Annotated in this window: 18 protein-coding genes; 7 read left to right on the forward strand and 11 right to left on the reverse strand. The window is 71.1% G+C overall.

Annotation, left to right across the window (positions count from 1 at the left end):
- Positions 1-29: 29 nt before the first annotated feature.
- The 3 genes from ACWEN6_RS35050 (at position 30) to ACWEN6_RS35060 (ending at position 2,684) form a co-directional block, all read left to right on the forward strand.
- Positions 30-992 carry an ATP-binding cassette domain-containing protein gene (locus tag ACWEN6_RS35050; RefSeq protein WP_452576358.1) on the forward strand — a complete coding sequence of 321 codons (963 nt, stop codon included), beginning with the start codon at positions 30-32 and terminating at the stop codon, positions 990-992.
- Complete coding sequence (locus tag ACWEN6_RS35055) at positions 989-1,672, forward strand: hypothetical protein (protein WP_354928843.1); 684 nt, start codon at positions 989-991, stop codon at positions 1,670-1,672. Before ACWEN6_RS35050 ends, ACWEN6_RS35055 begins: the two co-directional genes overlap by 4 nt.
- A 205-nt stretch (positions 1,673-1,877) precedes the next feature.
- Positions 1,878-2,684 (forward strand): methyltransferase domain-containing protein, encoded by an 807-nt coding sequence (locus tag ACWEN6_RS35060; protein WP_354928840.1) that lies wholly within the window; start codon positions 1,878-1,880, stop codon positions 2,682-2,684.
- On the opposite strand, the gene ACWEN6_RS35065 is transcribed toward ACWEN6_RS35060, so the two are convergent.
- From ACWEN6_RS35065 to rnhA, 3 genes are all read right to left on the reverse strand, one after another.
- Complete coding sequence (locus ACWEN6_RS35065; protein WP_354842261.1) at positions 2,668-3,549, reverse strand: LLM class F420-dependent oxidoreductase; 882 nt, start codon at positions 3,547-3,549, stop codon at positions 2,668-2,670. The two genes, ACWEN6_RS35060 and ACWEN6_RS35065, sit on opposite strands and share 17 nt — an antisense overlap.
- 38 nt (positions 3,550-3,587) lie before the next feature.
- Positions 3,588-3,737: a hypothetical protein gene (locus tag ACWEN6_RS35070; RefSeq protein ID WP_354928837.1), complete on the reverse strand. Its 150-nt coding sequence runs from the start codon at positions 3,735-3,737 to the stop codon at positions 3,588-3,590.
- Positions 3,738-3,857: 120 nt separating this feature from the next.
- Positions 3,858-4,343, reverse strand: coding sequence for a ribonuclease HI (rnhA, locus tag ACWEN6_RS35075; RefSeq protein ID WP_354842255.1), 486 nt, complete (start codon positions 4,341-4,343; stop codon positions 3,858-3,860).
- Positions 4,344-4,655: 312 nt separating this feature from the next.
- Between rnhA and ACWEN6_RS35080 the strand changes: the two genes are divergently transcribed.
- The gene (locus ACWEN6_RS35080; protein ID WP_354842254.1) at positions 4,656-4,910 is read left to right on the forward strand and encodes a hypothetical protein; all 255 of its coding nucleotides are present in this window, start codon (positions 4,656-4,658) and stop codon (positions 4,908-4,910) included.
- A 2-nt stretch (positions 4,911-4,912) separates the two neighbouring features.
- On the opposite strand, the gene rlmN is transcribed toward ACWEN6_RS35080, so the two are convergent.
- Positions 4,913-6,013 carry a 23S rRNA (adenine(2503)-C(2))-methyltransferase RlmN gene (gene rlmN / locus ACWEN6_RS35085; RefSeq protein ID WP_354842251.1) on the reverse strand — a complete coding sequence of 367 codons (1,101 nt, stop codon included), beginning with the start codon at positions 6,011-6,013 and terminating at the stop codon, positions 4,913-4,915.
- Between the two features lie 108 nt (positions 6,014-6,121).
- Here rlmN and ACWEN6_RS35090 point away from each other — a divergent pair, with 108 nt between their 5' ends.
- Positions 6,122-7,150, forward strand: coding sequence for a suppressor of fused domain protein (locus ACWEN6_RS35090; RefSeq protein ID WP_354928834.1), 1,029 nt, complete (start codon positions 6,122-6,124; stop codon positions 7,148-7,150).
- A gap of 10 nt (positions 7,151-7,160) precedes the next feature.
- Here the strand turns inward: ACWEN6_RS35090 and ACWEN6_RS35095 are convergent, their stop codons facing one another.
- The 6 genes from ACWEN6_RS35095 to ACWEN6_RS35120 all read right to left on the reverse strand — a co-directional run bounded on the left by ACWEN6_RS35095 (position 7,161) and on the right by ACWEN6_RS35120 (position 12,907).
- Positions 7,161-8,162: a phosphatidate cytidylyltransferase gene (locus ACWEN6_RS35095; RefSeq protein WP_354928831.1), complete on the reverse strand. Its 1,002-nt coding sequence runs from the start codon at positions 8,160-8,162 to the stop codon at positions 7,161-7,163.
- 167 nt (positions 8,163-8,329) lie between these two features.
- On the reverse strand, positions 8,330-8,887 hold the full coding sequence (gene frr, locus ACWEN6_RS35100) for a ribosome recycling factor (protein WP_354842238.1): 558 nt from the start codon (positions 8,885-8,887) through the stop codon (positions 8,330-8,332).
- 9 nt (positions 8,888-8,896) lie between these two features.
- The gene (pyrH, locus tag ACWEN6_RS35105; RefSeq protein WP_248960581.1) at positions 8,897-9,595 is read right to left on the reverse strand and encodes a UMP kinase; all 699 of its coding nucleotides are present in this window, start codon (positions 9,593-9,595) and stop codon (positions 8,897-8,899) included.
- Between the two features lie 129 nt (positions 9,596-9,724).
- Positions 9,725-10,558 carry a translation elongation factor Ts gene (gene tsf, locus ACWEN6_RS35110; protein ID WP_354842234.1) on the reverse strand — a complete coding sequence of 278 codons (834 nt, stop codon included), beginning with the start codon at positions 10,556-10,558 and terminating at the stop codon, positions 9,725-9,727.
- A 114-nt stretch (positions 10,559-10,672) separates the two neighbouring features.
- Positions 10,673-11,665 (reverse strand): 30S ribosomal protein S2, encoded by a 993-nt coding sequence (gene rpsB, locus ACWEN6_RS35115; protein ID WP_452576359.1) that lies wholly within the window; start codon positions 11,663-11,665, stop codon positions 10,673-10,675.
- Between the two features lie 663 nt (positions 11,666-12,328).
- The gene (locus tag ACWEN6_RS35120; RefSeq protein ID WP_354842229.1) at positions 12,329-12,907 is read right to left on the reverse strand and encodes a helix-turn-helix domain-containing protein; all 579 of its coding nucleotides are present in this window, start codon (positions 12,905-12,907) and stop codon (positions 12,329-12,331) included.
- A 115-nt stretch (positions 12,908-13,022) separates the two neighbouring features.
- Here ACWEN6_RS35120 and ACWEN6_RS35125 point away from each other — a divergent pair, with 115 nt between their 5' ends.
- On the forward strand, positions 13,023-13,259 hold the full coding sequence (locus tag ACWEN6_RS35125) for a hypothetical protein (protein ID WP_354928825.1): 237 nt from the start codon (positions 13,023-13,025) through the stop codon (positions 13,257-13,259).
- A gap of 40 nt (positions 13,260-13,299) precedes the next feature.
- On the forward strand, positions 13,300-14,811 hold the full coding sequence (locus tag ACWEN6_RS35130; protein WP_452576360.1) for an MFS transporter: 1,512 nt from the start codon (positions 13,300-13,302) through the stop codon (positions 14,809-14,811).
- Between the two features lie 348 nt (positions 14,812-15,159).
- Here the strand turns inward: ACWEN6_RS35130 and ACWEN6_RS35135 are convergent, their stop codons facing one another.
- A complete protein-coding gene (locus ACWEN6_RS35135; protein WP_452576361.1) occupies positions 15,160-15,573 on the reverse strand; it encodes a CoA transferase in 414 nt (137 codons plus the stop codon).
- Between the last annotated feature and the right edge of the window lie 188 nt (positions 15,574-15,761).

Genomic DNA, 15,761 nt, shown 5'->3' on the forward strand with positions numbered 1-15,761 from the left:
TAGCCGCCGACCGGTAGGCTTGCCGACCTATGCGGCTCGCGAACCTCTCCTTCCGCTACGCCCGTCGCGCCCCCTGGGTCCTCCACGAGGTCGGCCTGGACCTCCCGCCCGGCACGATCGCCGAGGTCACGGGGCGCAACGGCGCCGGCAAGTCCACACTGCTGAGACTGCTCGCGGGCACCACGCCCCCGACGCAGGGCCACGTCACCGGCCGCCCGCCGGTCGTCGGGTACGCGCCGGAGATCTTCCCGGTCGAGCAGCCGTTCACGGTGGCCGCCTACCTGGCCCGCATGGCCGGCGTCCGCGGCCTCACCCCGACGGCGATCGACCCGTGGGTGGAGCGCCTGGGCATGGCGGCGCTGCTGGAAGTGCCCCTCGGCGACCTGTCCAAGGGGAGCGCCCACAAGGTGGGCCTGGCGCAGGCGTTGCTGGCCCCGCCGGGCCTGCTCATCCTCGACGAGCCGTTCTCCGGACTGGACGCGCAGGCCCGCGCCGAGCTGCCGGCCATCATGGAGGAGGTCGTGGCGACGGGCGGCATCGTCGTGGTCAGCGACCACCAGAACGGCCTGGCCGGGCACCGGGGCGTCCTGCGCCTGCACGTGGGCGACCGGACGGTCCGCCCCCTCGGCCACGACGCCCCGTCCGACACCCTCTCCACCGCCGCCGGCGCCCTGTCCCCGCCGACCGCGTCCACCAGCACACCGTCCCCACGTGTCGCCTCCGCCGACGCCTTCCCCACGCCGGCCGCAACGGCGGACGCGCCGTCCCCGCCGGCCACACTCTCACCGTCGCCATCTGTGACGCCTGCCGGCGCCCCGTCCCCGCCGGTCGCGCCTGCCGGCGTCCCGTCCGGGGCCATGAGTGCCGCGACCGTCGTCATCGAGATCGCGGTGGAGGCCGGCGAGGCCGAGGCGGTCGTCCGCAAGCTCCGGGCCGACGGCTACCCGGCCGTGGTCCGCCCCCTGCCGCACGCCGGAAGCGAGGCGCGATGAGAGCCACGGTCTCCCTCACCCAGTTCAAGATCGCCACCTACGTGCGGTCACACCGCGTCCTCCACCCGTTCGCCGGGCTGCTGGCCATCATGATCGTGCTGTACTCCGTGCGGGTGGCGCCCGGGACGGAGCTGTCCTCCTACGCCGACTCGGCGGCGCTGCTCGTCCCCGTCTTCGCCTGGGCGGCGCGCGGGCTGCTCGACGCCGAGCCGGACGTGCAACGACTGATCTCCGCCACCGCCGCCGGGCGCCCCGGACGCGAGGTGGCGGGCGGCCTGGCCGCCTCGGCGGCCGTGAACGCCGTGCTGGCCGCGCTCGCCCTGGCCGTCCCGCTGGCCATCGGCTTCACCGGGACACCCGGCGCCGTCGTGCTGCTCGGCGGGCTCGCGCTGCACGTGCTGTCGCTGGTCACCGGCACCGCCCTCGGCGCGCTGACCAGCCGCCCGATCCTGCCCGACCCGGGGGTCTCGGCCCTGGCCCTGCTCGGCGGGTACGTGGCGATGCTGCTGGTCAGCCTCGCCCCGATCGCCTGGCTGACCGTCCCGATCATCGGCTGGATGCGCGCCGCCGGACGGCCCGGCTTCCTGGGCGGGCATCTGCCGGAGCTGGCCGTCATCACCGCCTTCTGGTGCGCGCTGGCCCTGGCCGCCTACATCCGCCTGCGCCGCACCCGGCCCTAGCCACCAGCCCCTCACGCCCGCACCGCCCACGTCACCGTGGCGAGCGGCCTGACCGGCATGCCCGGCGTACTCGTGCGCTCGCCTGCCGCCACCTGCTTCACCGCCGGCGCGACGTCATCTTGTCTCGCGATGCAAGACGAATATGTTCACGATGTGGATGACCGCATAGTCTCCGGGTATCGCGCTACCGAGGAGACTGATCGACATGCCGGCACCACGCGCCGTCTACACCCACGGGCACCACGAGTCGGTGCTCCGCTCCCACACCTGGCGGACGGCGGCCAACTCCGCCGCCTACCTGCTGCCGCACCTGCGGCCCGGGATGTCGTTGCTGGACGTCGGCTGCGGCCCGGGCACCATCACCGCCGACCTCGCCCACCTGGTCGCCCCCGGCCGCGTCGTCGGGATGGACACCAGCGAGAGCATCGTCGCCCAGGCCAGGGACGCGGCCGCATCCTCCGGCCTGACGAACCTCACCTTCCAGACCGGCGACCTGTACGACCTGGACCATCCCGACGGCTCGTTCGACGTGGTGCACGCTCATCAGGTGCTGCAGCACGTCGCCGACCCCGTCGGCGCCCTGGCCGCCATGCGCCGGGCCTGCCGCCCCGGAGGGCTGGTCGCGGCCCGCGACTCCGACTACGCCACCTTCACCTGGTATCCGGAGTCGCCGGTGCTCAACGAGTGGCGCGAGCTGTACCGGCGGGTCGCGGCGGCCAACGGCGGACAGCCCGACGCCGGTCGGCGGCTGCTCTCATGGGCACGCCAGGCCGGCTTCACCGACGTCACCGCCACCGCGTCGGTCTGGTGCTTCGCCGCCCCGGCGGACCGCGCCTGGTGGAGCGGCCTGTGGGCCGAACGGGTCGTCGCCTCCGCCTTCGCCGACCACGCCCTGGCCTACGGCGCCACGCGGAGCGACCTTCAACGCATCAGCGAGGCCTGGCAGGAGTGGGGAACTCACGAGGACGCCTGGTTCACCGTCGTCCACGGCGAGATCATCTGCCGGGCCTGACCTCGCGCAGTCCGAGCGTCGCGGCGACGGTCTCCAGCGCCGCGAGGTGTCCGTCCACCCCCGCCAGGCCCGCGTTCATGGTGTTGACGGCGATGTGCGTGGCGCCGGCCTCCCGCCACTGGCGGGCCAGGCCGGCCACCTCCTCCGGGTCGCCCTGCCAGCTCACCCGTCCCTCCATGCCCAGAGTGGAGGGGTCGCGCCCCGCCCGCAGCGCGGCCTCGTCGACCACCGCCTTGGCCTCCACCAGCCTCGGCCCGGGACCCATCTGCGGGAACCAGCCGTCCGCCAGCCGTCCGGCGCGCCGATAGGCCGGGGGCGACTGCGCGCCGAACCACAGGGGGATCGGCCGCTGCACCGGCAGGGGCGCGAGACCCGCCCCGGTGATCCGGTCGTACTCGCCGTGGAAGGTGACGGTGCGCTCGGTCCACAACCGGCGCAGCAGGCCCACCTGCTCCTCGACGCGCCTGCCGCGGACGGCGAAGTCCTGTCCGAGGGCCTCGTACTCGACCGCGTTCCATCCCAGGCCAACGCCCAGCCGGAAATGGCCGGAGGTGAGCAGGTCGACTTCGGCCGCCTGCTTGGCCACCAGGGCCGTCTGCCGTTGCGGCAGGATGATGATGGAGGTGACCAGTTCCAGCGAGGTGAGCGCGGCAAGGAACCCGAACAGCACCATCGGCTCGTGGAAGGTGGTGTGCACGTCGTACACGCCGCGCCAGTCGCGGTGCACCTCGGGGTCGGCGCCGACGACGTGGTCGTAGGCCATCACGTGCCGGTAGCCGAGCTCCTGGACCGCCTGCCCGTACGCCCGCACCGCGCCGGCGTCCGAGCCGATCTCGGTCTGGGGAAAGACAACACCGATGCGCATGCGTGGCTCCCGTCGGCCGTCCGGTTGACTCGCTGCCATCATTCCGTGCCCCGTGACGCCTCAACCCCTCGCGCCCTCCGGTCTCGGCCGGTTCGGCGCGAGGCGCGGGTGTGGCGGGCGATGACCCGCAGCCCTTCGACGAAGGCCGCGACGAACTGGCGGGGGCCGGCGGGGATCAGGGCGCGCATGTCGGCCTCCTCGGACGATCGGTGTGAGTTGCTCCGAGGTTCCCAGCGGGTCGTCCAGCGAACTACGCAAAAAGCCGCATTAAGGATGTTTTCTCACGCCCCCTCCCGCGCGGGGACCCGTCAGGCGGGGTGCGGGGCGCCCTGATCGGCGCGGGCCTGCTCGGCGCCGCGGCGGGCCAGCGCGTCGGCGCGGTCGTTCTCGGGGTGACCGGAGTGGCCCTTCACCCAGAGCCACTCGACGGTGTGCCGGGCGGCGGCCGCGTCGAGCCGCTGCCACAGGTCCACGTTCTTGACCGGCTGCCTGCCGGCCGTCCGCCAGCCGTTGCGCTTCCAGCTCCGCAGCCACTGGGTGATGCCGTTGCGCACGTAGGTGCTGTCGGTGTGCAGGCGCACGGTGACCGGCCGGGTGAGGCTCTCCAGGGCCATGATGGCGGCCATCAGCTCCATGCGGTTGTTGGTGGTGCCGGCCTCGCCGCCGAAGATCTCCTTCTCGGTGCGGCCGTAGCGCAGCACCGCCCCCCAGCCGCCGGGCCCTGGATTGCCGCTGCACGCGCCGTCGGTGTAGATGTCCACGGCCCGCCCGGCCGTCTTCCCGTCATCCTGCACAGCCGCGCGCTCCCGCCCATCACGTCTCACGGTCGGCACCAGTCTTACCACTCCCGCCGCGCCGTCCGGCGGACAGGGCGATGAGTTCTCGGCTCTTCACCTGACGGCCAGAATATGGCGGATATGACGGCAATTATCCGTAGATCAACCGATAAGCAAGCCTTCACCTGAATGAAGAGCATATTTCAGTATATGGCTACTTTGCCGAGCGGACCTGGGCCGATGTCCTCGCCGGCTTTCGCCCACACGGCGAAGGCGTTTGCCATAAATTCGGCATACCTGGGCCAGGAATCGTCCCCGCGGGAGTACGCCATGGAAAGTTCGGACGGCCGCATTCTGATCATCATCGTCATCGCGACGATCCTGTTCATCGTCGGCCGCAACTTCCAGCGCGCGCTCGACACCTGGGCGGGCTGGGGCAAGGCGGCGAAGGCCGCCGCCGACGCCGCCGGCAAGATCCCCGGCGCCAAGTCGGCCGCGTGGGCGGCGTTCTGGCGCATGGTCGTCATCGGCGCCGGCACCCTGCTCCTGCTCGCGCTGCTGGCGAACACGATCAGGTATATGTGACCTCAGGCCTCCGGCGCGGCCGCGAGCTGGCCGCAGGCGCCGTCGATCTCGCGGCCCCGGGTGTCACGGACGGTGACCGCCACGCCGTGCGACTCCAGGCGGCGGACGAAGGCCCGCTCGTCCTCCGGGCGGGAGGCCGTCCACTTGGAGCCGGGGGTCGGGTTGAGCGGGATCAGGTTGACGTGCACCAGCTTGCCCTTGAGCAGGCGGCCGAGCAGGTCGGCCCGCCACTCCTGGTCGTTGATGTCCTTGATCAGGGCGTACTCGATGGAGACGCGCCGCTTGGTGGTGGCGGCGTACTTCCAGGCGGCGTCCAGCACCTCGCCGACCTTCCAGCGGGTGTTGACCGGCACCAGCGTGTCACGCAGCTCGTCGTCGGGGGCGTGCAGGGAGACCGCCAGCGTCACCGGCAGCCCCTCGTTCGCGAGCTTGTCGATGGCGGGCACCAGCCCGACCGTGGAGACGGTCACGCCACGAGCGGAGATGCCGAGGCCCTCGGGAGCGGGATCGACGATGCGGCGCACGGCGCCGATCACGGCCTTGTAGTTGGCCAGCGGCTCGCCCATGCCCATGAAGACGATGTTGCTCACCCGCCCGGGCCCGCCGGGCACCTCGTCCCTGGCCAGGGCGCGGGCACCGGACACGACCTGCTCGACGATCTCGGCCGTGGACATGTTGCGGGTCAGGCCGGCCTGCCCGGTGGCGCAGAACGGGCAGTTCATGCCACACCCGGCCTGGGACGACACGCACATCGTCACGCGGTCGGGGTAGCGCATCAGCACCGACTCGACCAGCGCCCCGTCGAACAGCCGCCACAGCGTCTTGCGGGTCATGCCCTCGTCACAGGTGATCTCGCGCACCGAGGTCAGCAGATTCGGCATCAGGCGCGTCACGAGCTGGTCGCGCGACGACGCCGGCAGGTCGGTCATGTGCTCGGGGTCGGTGGTCAGCCGCTCGAAGTAGTGCCGGGACAACTGGTCGGCGCGGAAGGGCTTCTCGCCCAGCTCGGCGACGGCCGTGCGGCGCTCCGCCATGGACAGGTCGGCCAGGTGGCGTGACGGCTTCGCCCGTCGGGGGGCGACAAAGGTTAGCTCGGCGGACATGTCCTTCTCTTAACGGTTTGCCGGAAGCTGCAGCGGACAGCCATTCCGTGTGATCTATTGCGATCGTCGGCCGAACGGGGAGACGTTCACCGGAAAGGCGGATATGCGTTGGGCACCACCGATGTCGTCCTCACCGACACCAGCCCCTACGGTAGCCGCGTGGTGACCGTCGAACACGACGGGCTGTCCTCGGTAGCTTACCTGCGCGACGCCGAAGGCGGGATCCACGGAGCCGTGTGGCTCGCCAACCATGGCCCCGCACCCTCCTCGGTCGATCTGGTGCGCATCGAGTCCGGACAGACCCCCGTCATGCCGCTCGGCACCACCCGCGTCCCCGAGGGCACCCCGCCGTTCACGGCGGAGGAGCTCGAAGTGCTGTGGTTCGAGGAGGGCGACGGCGCCGCCCTGTACCGCAACGGCGACCTGCTGGCCGTCATTCCCGGGTGGGCCGACCTCGAACGCGGCATGCCCGGCTACGCCAGGGACGTCGTCAGCGAGTCTCCGTTCGCCTGGCCGCTGGCCGAGGCCCTCGAAGGGCTGGCCCCGCGCATCGCCAAAGCCCGCTCGTACTGGGAATGGCGGCACGGCGACGCCGCCTGGCCGTCGTTCCAGCAGTTCGTGATGAGCCACCTGGACGCCCGCGTCGGCCCGGCCGCGCGATATTGGGACGTCGGCGGCGACCGGCTGCCGGCCGTGGGCATCACCGAACGCCCGCAGGACGGATACACCGTGCTGTCCACCGTGGGGATGAGCTGCCAGCGCATGCCCACCGTCGAGCAGTACGACCGGCCGGACACCCACGCGCGCATCGAGCTCGCGGTCGCCACGCGGAGCGAGGCGACCGAGGCGGCGCAGCTGTTGCTGTGGCTGGCGCGCTACCCGTGGCACTCGGTGACCTGGCTCGGGCACGGCCACACGGCGCGCTGGTACCGCGAGGCGGCGTCGTTCCCGCTCGGACCCGCCTACCAGGGGGTGGTGCTGATCGACGCCGTGCCGGGGCTGCCCGATCTGTCGGGGTTCGCCTTCAGCGGCGACGAGGTGCGGTGGCTCTGGCTCGCCCCGGTCACCGAACAGGAGCTGCACGCCGTGGCCGAGCACGGCCACCAGGCGCTGCCGCTGTCCGCACGCGTCCCCTGACGGCGGGCCGTCAGGAGGGGATGAAGATCGCCAGGAGCAGCCAGACGGGGAACAGCGTGGCGAGCAGCGAGTCCAGGCGGTCCATCAGCCCGCCGTGGCCCGGCAGCACGTTCCCCATGTCCTTGATGCCGAGATCGCGCTTGATCACCGACTCGACGAGGTCGCCCAGCGTGGCGCACACGGCGACCACCGCCCCCACAACGGCGCCCTGCCAGAGCTGGCCCTCCAGGAGGAAGCGCACCAGCAGCGCCCCGCACAGCACGCATGCGAGCACGGACCCGGCGAAACCCTCCCAGGTCTTCTTCGGGCTGATGATCGACATCTTGTGCTTGCCGAACAGGATGCCCGCGAAGTAGCCGCCGATGTCGCTGCACACGGTGACGGCGACGAAGATCACCACCCGGTCCGCGCCATCCTCATGGCTCAGCATGAGCGGCACGAACCCGGCGATCAGCGCCGGGTACACCGCGGTCAGCACACCGGCGGAGGCGTCGCGGACGTACCCTTCGGCGCCTTTGAGCATGCGCTGGACGAGCAGGACCAGCACCGTCAGCGTGAAGGCGCCCAGCAGCCAGATCGTGCCGCCCCAATATGCTCCCGCCAGCATGGCGACCAGGCCGGTCAGTACGGTCGGCATCGGCACCTGGGCGTCGCGGGTGGCGAGCGCGCGGGCCATCTCGACGACGCCGATGCCCACCGCGGCCAGGACCACCAGCAGGAACAGCGCCTTGACGGTGTAGAGGGACACCAGCACGAGCGCCCCGAGGACGACGCCCACCCCGATCGCGGCGGGCAGATTACGCCCGGTACGAATGCCCTTCGGCCGCCCACCACCCTGCGAACCACCGGCGGGCTCGCCGGCCGGGCGCGGGCCCTGCGGCCCGAGGTCCTGCGCGGAGCCCGCGGCCTCGGCGGTGGCGTTCCGATGTGCGGCGCCCGGAGGCGCGGACGGACGCTCGTCGGGCCTCTGGCCGCCGGCCGGCTCGGTACCGTCCGCCGCCGTACCTTCCACAGTGATCCCAACTCTCCTGGCACGACCACGCTCGGCCGCCCGTTCCCGCCGGCGCCGCCGCGAGGCGGGGAGGGGGCGCGATGGGCGTCGAACGAGGCAAGGGCGCTCCCCCACGGCCAACACCGGAGTGGAAGCGCCCCAACCTGACCTGTGAACCGCCGTCCTGCTCAGACCTCGAGCAGCTCGGACTCCTTGTGCTTCAGCAGCTCGTCGATCTTGGCGACGTGCTTCTGAGTGAGGTCGTCGAGCTCCTTCTCGGCCCGCCGCACCTCGTCCTCACCGGTGTCGCCGTCCTTGACCATCTTGTCGAGGGTCTCCTTGGCGTGACGGCGGATGTTGCGCACCGAGACCTTGCTGCTCTCGGCCTTGTTCCTGGCGACCTTGATGTACTCCCGGCGGCGCTCCTCCGACAGTTCGGGGAACACCACCCGGATCACCGCGCCGTCGTTGCCGGGGTTGACCCCGAGGTCGCTGTCACGGATCGCCTTCTCGATGGCGCTCATCGAACCCTTGTCGTAGGGCTGGATGATGACCATGCGGGCCTCGGGGACGTGGAACGAGGCCAGCTGCTGCACCGGGGTCGGCGACCCGTAGTAGTCGACATTGATCTTGTTGAACATCGAGGGACTGACCCTGCCGGTGCGGATCGCCGCGAAGTCCTCCTTGGCGACCGCGACCGCCTTGTCCATCTTCTCCTCGGCTTCGAAGAGGGTTTCGTCGATCACAGCGGCTCCCTATTTCCCTGCCGGACTCACCAGCGTGCCGATCTTCTCACCGCGGACAGCCCGCAGGATGTTCCCTTCGCCCATCAGGTCGAAGACCACGATGGGCAGGCCGTTGTCCATGCACAGGCTGATCGCGGTGGCATCCATGACTCCAAGGCCCCGCGTCAGCACCTCGCTGTAGTCGAGCTGGTCGAAGCGGACGGCATCGGGGTTCTTGCGCGGGTCGGAGTCGTAGACCCCGTCGACCTGAGTGCCCTTGAGCACGGCCTCCGCACCGACCTCGAGCGCGCGCTGCGCGGCGCAGGTGTCGGTGGAGAAGAACGGCGAGCCGAGGCCGGCGCCGAAGATGACCACCCGCCCCTTCTCGAGGTGGCGGATGGCGCGCCGGGGCAGGAACGGCTCGGCGACCTGCTGCATCGTGATGGCCGTCTGCACGCGCGTCTCGACGCCGCGCTTCTCCAGGAAGTCCTGCAGGGCGAGACAGTTGATGACCGTGCCCAGCATGCCCATGTAGTCGGCGCGGGCGCGGTCCATGCCGCGCTCGGACAGCGCGGCGCCGCGGAACATGTTGCCGCCGCCGACGACCACCGCGACCTGCACGCCCTCGCGCACGGCCTCGGCGACGGAGTCGGCGAGCTTGGCGACCACCACCGGGTCGATGCCCAGCGGCTCGGCGCCCGCGAACGCCTCGCCCGACAACTTCAGCATGACGCGCTTCCAGCGGAGCGGCCCGTCGTACGACGAAGCCGCCGGCGTAGCGGATCGATGGTTCTCCTGCACGACGGCGGCCTCCTCGGTGGTGATGATGAGCTGGTCAGGTCCCTCTCGGGGCTAAGCCTATGCCTGACCGACCTTGTAGCGGGCGAAGCCCAGGACCTTCACCCCGGCCTCGGCCGCGAGCTTGCCGATGGTCTTCTTGTTGTCCTTGACGAACGCCTGCTCCAGGAGGGTGAAGTCCTTGTACCAGCCGTTGATGCGACCATCGACGATCTTGCCGATGGCGGCCTCCGGCTTGCCCTCCTCGCGGGTCATCTGCTCGAAGACCGTGCGCTCCTTCTCGATCACGTCGGCCGGGACGGAGTTGGGACTGAGGTACTTGGGGGCCATCGCGGCGGTGTGCTGCGCGATGTCCTTGGCCAGCTCGGCGTTCGGGGTGTCGAGCTGCACCAGGACGCCCACGGCCGGGGGAAGCTGCGGGTCGGTCTTGTGCATGTAGGAGGCGACGAAGCCGCCGTCGAGCACGACGAAACGACGGATCTCGATCTTCTCGCCGAGCGCCGCGTTGGCCTCGTCGAGGTGCTCCTTGACGCTCTTGCCGTCCAGGTCGGACTCCAGCAGGCTCGGCACGTCGCCCGGCCGCGTGGCGAGGATGTGCTCGACGACCCGGGCGGCCAGCTCCTGGAAGCGGTCGCCCTTGGCGACGAAGTCGGTCTCGCAGTTGAGCTCGAGCAGCGCCGCGAGGGACTCGCCCTCGTGCTTGACGGCGATCAGGCCGTTGGAGGCGGTGCGCGCCTCGCGCTTGCCGACGTCCTTGGCGCCCTTGACACGCAGGATGTCGACGGCCTTGTCGAAGTCGCCCTCCGACTCCTCCAGGGCCTTCTTGCAGTCCATCATGCCGGCGGCGGTCAGCTCACGAAGCCGCTTGACGTCGGCCATGTTCACGGAAGCCATTGTCTTTCCTCGTCGAGTCGTCGTGGATCGGGTGGGTGCGCCCTGTGAGGCACACCCACCCGTGAAGAGCATTGCTCGCCGTACGGCGCCGTGCCCGTACGGCCTGACGGGGTCTCAGCCCTGCTGCTCGGTGCCCTCGGCCTCGGCGGCGGGGGCGGCCGGAGCGGCCTCGGCGTCCTGCTGGGCGGGGGCCTCGGCGGTCTCGGCGGCCTCAGCGGTCTCGGTCTCGGCGGTCTCGGCGGTCTCGGCGACCTCGGCCTCGGCGGCAGGGGCCTCAGCGGCCTCCGGGGCGGCGGCCTCGGCCGGAGCCTCCGAAGCGGCTTCCTCGTCCGAGCGGGTGAGCAGCTCGCGCTCCCACTCGGCCAGCGGCTCGGCGACGGCGGCGGGCTTGTCGTCGCCGCGGGTCGTCGCGCCGGCACGCGCCATCAGACCGTCGGCGACGGCGTCGGCGACCACGCGGGTGAGCAGGCTGACGGCGCGGATCGCGTCGTCGTTGCCCGGGATCGGGTAGTCGACCTCGTCGGGGTCACAGTTGGTGTCGAGGATCGCGACGACCGGGATGTTCAGCTTGCGAGCCTCACTGATCCCGATGTGCTCCTTCTTGGTGTCGACGACCCACACGGCGCTCGGGACGCGGGCCATGTCACGGATGCCGCCGAGGGTGCGCTCGAGCTTGTCCTTCTCGCGGCGGCGCATCAGGAGCTCCTTCTTGGTGAGCCCGGAGCCTGCCACGTTGTCGAAGTCGAGCTCCTCGAGCTCCTTCAGACGCTGAAGCCTCTTGTGCACGGTGGAGAAGTTCGTGAGCATGCCGCCCAGCCAGCGCTGGTTGACGTAGGGCATGCCGACCCGCGCGGCCTGCTCGGCGATGGCCTCCTGGGCCTGCTTCTTGGTGCCGATGAACAGGATGGTGCCGCCGTGGGCGACGGTCTCCTTGACGAAGTCGTAGGCGCGGTCGATGAAGGCCAGCGACTTCTGCAGGTCGATGATGTAGATGCCGTTGCGCTCGGTGAGGATGAAGCGCTTCATCTTCGGGTTCCAGCGCCGGGTCTGGTGCCCGAAGTGGACGCCGCTCTCGAGCATCTGCCGCATGGTGACGACGGGGGCCATGAGTGATGGTCCTCCTGGGTAGAGCGCCGCAGGGGCGCGTTTCTCGGTTGTCCGCGGAAGCGCATGGCTCCCGCCCTGACGCCCTGAGTCGTCCCATCCGAGTCGAGACCCGGACCGAGAGGACGAATCGCCTGTGGGCGTGCGAAGTCGGCCCGCTTGGCGAGCCACCAAAAGTGTACCCGGAACCCGGCCGCCCCCAGCCCACCGCACAGGCTTCCTCTTCGGCGACACGGCATGGCCCTCCGTCGAGCGCGTCGACCCGGCCCCGCGCCAGGCGGCCCCCCGGCCCTGCGCCAGAGAGACAGAACGCAGACATCGCACCGGAAGCCACCGCGCCCACCTCGCGCACGGACCATCCAGCTCGGTCCCGCCCAGGGGCCCGGCCCCGCCCCCCGCCAGGGAACGGCCGAGCGCGGGAAATAGCCACTACCCCCTGATCAGCGAACCCCGCGCCGCAAGACACCCACCGAACCCTGCGCCAGGGACATCAAACCCGGTGCCACCCCACGGCGCCCGGACCCCATCCCCCCCACGGGACGGCCGAATACCGGAAGAGGCGGACGCCCCCGATCAGCGAACCCCACGCCGCAAGACACCCACCGAACCCTGCGCCAGGGACATCGAACTCGGTCCCGCCCCAGGCGTCCCGGACCCCGTCGCGTGTCAGGGAGCGGGCGAGTGCGGGAAGAGGTGGACGATCCCCCTGATCAGACGGGCGTCCGGCGGAGCCTCCTCCGGGGAGCGCGACTTGGAGAGATAGGGCTCGAGGATCGCGGTCACCCGCTCACCGAGCTCGGCGAGTTCCTCGGCGTTGACCCGAAGCAGCATGTGGGCGAGCAGCGCCGCCTGCCGCCATTGCTTCGACTCGCGCGCGCTGGACTCCAAGTAGCGGAACGTCTCCTCCACCATCTGGTCGACGACGGTCCTGGAGAGCACGTTCTTGGCCTCGACGAGTTCGGAGGTCAACTCGTCGGGCTCGGAGATGGTGATCCCCCGGTGCGGGGCGCGCCACAGCCGTTCCCTGCCGTCGCCGCGCGGGGGCGCGTCCTCGACGAACCCGTACTTGGCCAGCATGCGCAGGTGGTAGCTGCACGCGCTGGGCGACAGCCCGGCCACCCGCGCGCACTCGGTCGCCGTCGCGGGCCCCTCCGTCTGAAGCCGGCCGAGGATCGCCAGCCTGGCCGGATGCGCGAGCGCCCGCATGGCCCGCGGGTCCTCGACCAGATGGTTCCGCTGACTCATACAACGAACCGTAATGCGTCCCCACCCCCACCGCCCCGCCCCTGCCCCCGCCGAGCCCGACGCCCACGGCGCCCCCGTGGGCGCGATGCCCTAGAACGCCCCCACCTTCGCCTTCATGCCCCGCATGACCATGACCGCCACCGTGCACCCTTCACGACCCGCCGAGCCCGACGCCCACGACGTCCCCGCCGGGCGCGGCACCCTACAACGCCCCGCCTTCGCCTTCATGGCCAGCATGACCATGACCACCAACGTGCACCCCTCACCACCCGCCGAGCCGCGCATCCCGGACCTCCGCCGTCTCCATCCGACCCGGCTCAGGTCGGAACTCCGCGGAATCCGCCATCCATGAAGGGTGGCTTTCAGAGTTGTGAAGCATTACTTTCATATTCATGGTCGAGCTTCTCCCCCTCCGACGGCAACGGGACTACCGGTTGCTGTGGTCCGCCCGTGCGGTGTCCGAGACCGGCACCGAGGTCTCCCGCCTGGCCGTCCCCCTCACCGCCGCCGCTCTGCTGAACGCCACTCCGGTCCAGATGGGCCTGCTGACGGCCGCGACGTCACTTCCGTACCTGCTCATCGGCCTGCCCGCCGGCGCGTACGCCGACCGGCTCCGCCGGCACCGTCCCCTGCTGGTCTTGTGCGAAGTCGTCTCGGGAGCCGCCGTGCTCACCGTGCCGCTCGGCTGGCTGGCCGGCCTGCTGACGGTGCCCTGGCTGATCACGGTCGCCCTGGTGGTCGGCACCTGCTCGGTCTTCTACCGGGCGGTCTGGTTCCCGCACCTGCCCAGCGTCGTCGCGCGCGAGCAGCGCACGGCGGCGATCGCCGGCTTCCAGATGGTCTACTCGACCGCCGGCATCTGCGGCCCGGGACTGGCCGGCCTGCTGGTTCAGGCGATCACCGCCCCACTGGCCCTGGTCGCGGACGCGGCGTCGTTCGCCGTTTCGGCCCTCCTCCTCCACTCCCTCCGATCCCCCGAAACCGCCACAACCTCCGGGAGCACGTCCCTCACCACCCCCGAGAGCACGTCTTCCACCGCCGCGAGCGACAGCACCGCCACAAGCGCCAGCACCGCCTCCGGCGCCATGAGCACCGCCACCGCCTCGCACAGCAGGGACAGCGCCGGCACCAGGAGCAGCGCCGCCTCCGGCACCACCAGCGGCGCCACCGCGACAAAGTTCATGCGTGACACCACGAGAGGGACGGATACCAGCATCGAGATCGAGACCGACGCCGCGGCGGAGGCGACCATCGGCACCCGGACGAGCCTTCTGCGGGACACGCGCGAAGGCATGCTGACCGTCATGAGGCACGGCACACTGAGGACGCTGATCGGCGCGGGAGTGCTGATCAACTTCGCCTCGGCCGCTCAGATGGCGCTTCTGGTCCTGTTCACGGTGCGGACCCTCGGGATGCAACCGGGTGCGGTCGGGCTGCTGGTGGCGGCGTCCGGCGTCGGTGGCCTGCTCGGCGCGGTGACGGCCCCCCGGCTGACCGGCCGTCTCACCGAAGACCGCACCATCCTGATCGCCGTCGCCCTCTTCCCCCTCGAGTTCGTCGCGATCGCCTCCGCCCACGGCTCGGCCGGCGTGCTGGTTCCGCTGCTGATGGGCGCCTTCGCGGTCAGCGGCATGGCGGCGGTGCTGTTCAGCGTCTGCTACGGGACCATCCAGCTTCGCGAGTCCCCGCCCGACATGCTCGGCCGGGTGAACGCGACCATGACCGTCTCCACGCTCGGCGTCATGACATTGGGAGGTGTCGCGGGCGGCGTGCTCGGCGAGTTCCTCGGCCTGCGTCCCACGATGTGGGCGTGCGCCTTCGTGGTCCTCCTCGCGGTGTCCCTCGTCTGGTCCTCACCCCTCCGCCACGCCCTTTCCGCACCCCACCGCCCCACCCCGGCCTAAGTCCACCGCCCCACCAGCCTGAACTCCACCACCCACCCCGGCTTGAACCCCACCGCCCCACCAACCTGAACCCCACCGCTCATCCCGGCCTAAATGCCACCTCCCCGATCACCCCGCCGCGGCGGTGTGACCATTTCCCTGACCGCCCCCGCCACGGCAGCAAACCCACCACCTGCAAGAGGCTCCCGGCGAGATCCGCCCACCTGCGACCGGCGCGCCGGCAGAACGCTCGCCACGGCGAAGCCCACCACCCACGAAGCCATCTCCGGCTCGGCCCAGATCTCGCTACCACGCACCGACTTCAGCCCTCGTGAAGAGCCCTGTCCGGACCGGACCGCCCCCACCTCTTCACCTCCAAGCGGGAAGGTGTTCGCCGCGCCGGGGCGGCGGCGTGGTCCAGAAAGGCCGGACATCGCCGATCGCCCCAGGGGCACGGACGTAGGTGAGCGTGCCGAACGAGCCGTCCATCTCCTCCAGCAGGTCGTCCACCTCGGGCTCGCCGACCGCCATGCCGTCGACCCGGCCGAGCCGGTCGAGCCAGAGGGCGGTACGAGCGAGGGACAGCTCGACATGCCATGACCCGCCCTCCCGCTGCCGGCGCAGCAAGCCGGCGATCGCCCCGACCTTGCCCAGCGCCGTGCTGATCACCAGCCCCGGGACCTCCGGCAGATGCGCCGCCCCGACCCGCAGGACCTCGGCCCCGTACGCCGCCAGCGTCCGCGTCGCGACCGGACCAGCGATCACCCGAGTGAGGTCCAGCACCCGCACCCCCGCCAACGGCCGCGCCCCGGCCTGCGAACCGCCCCGGCGACAGCACTCCCATCGCTATGGATGGAACCCGTGACAGCACGACGATCACCCCGGGCCGGACCCGTGACACCACTCTCACCGCTTCCGGACGAATCCGTGGCAGCACTGCGGCCACGCTCGACCCGAACCGGTCGCAGCCT

The organism is Sphaerisporangium sp. NPDC004334 (assembly GCF_053602655.1).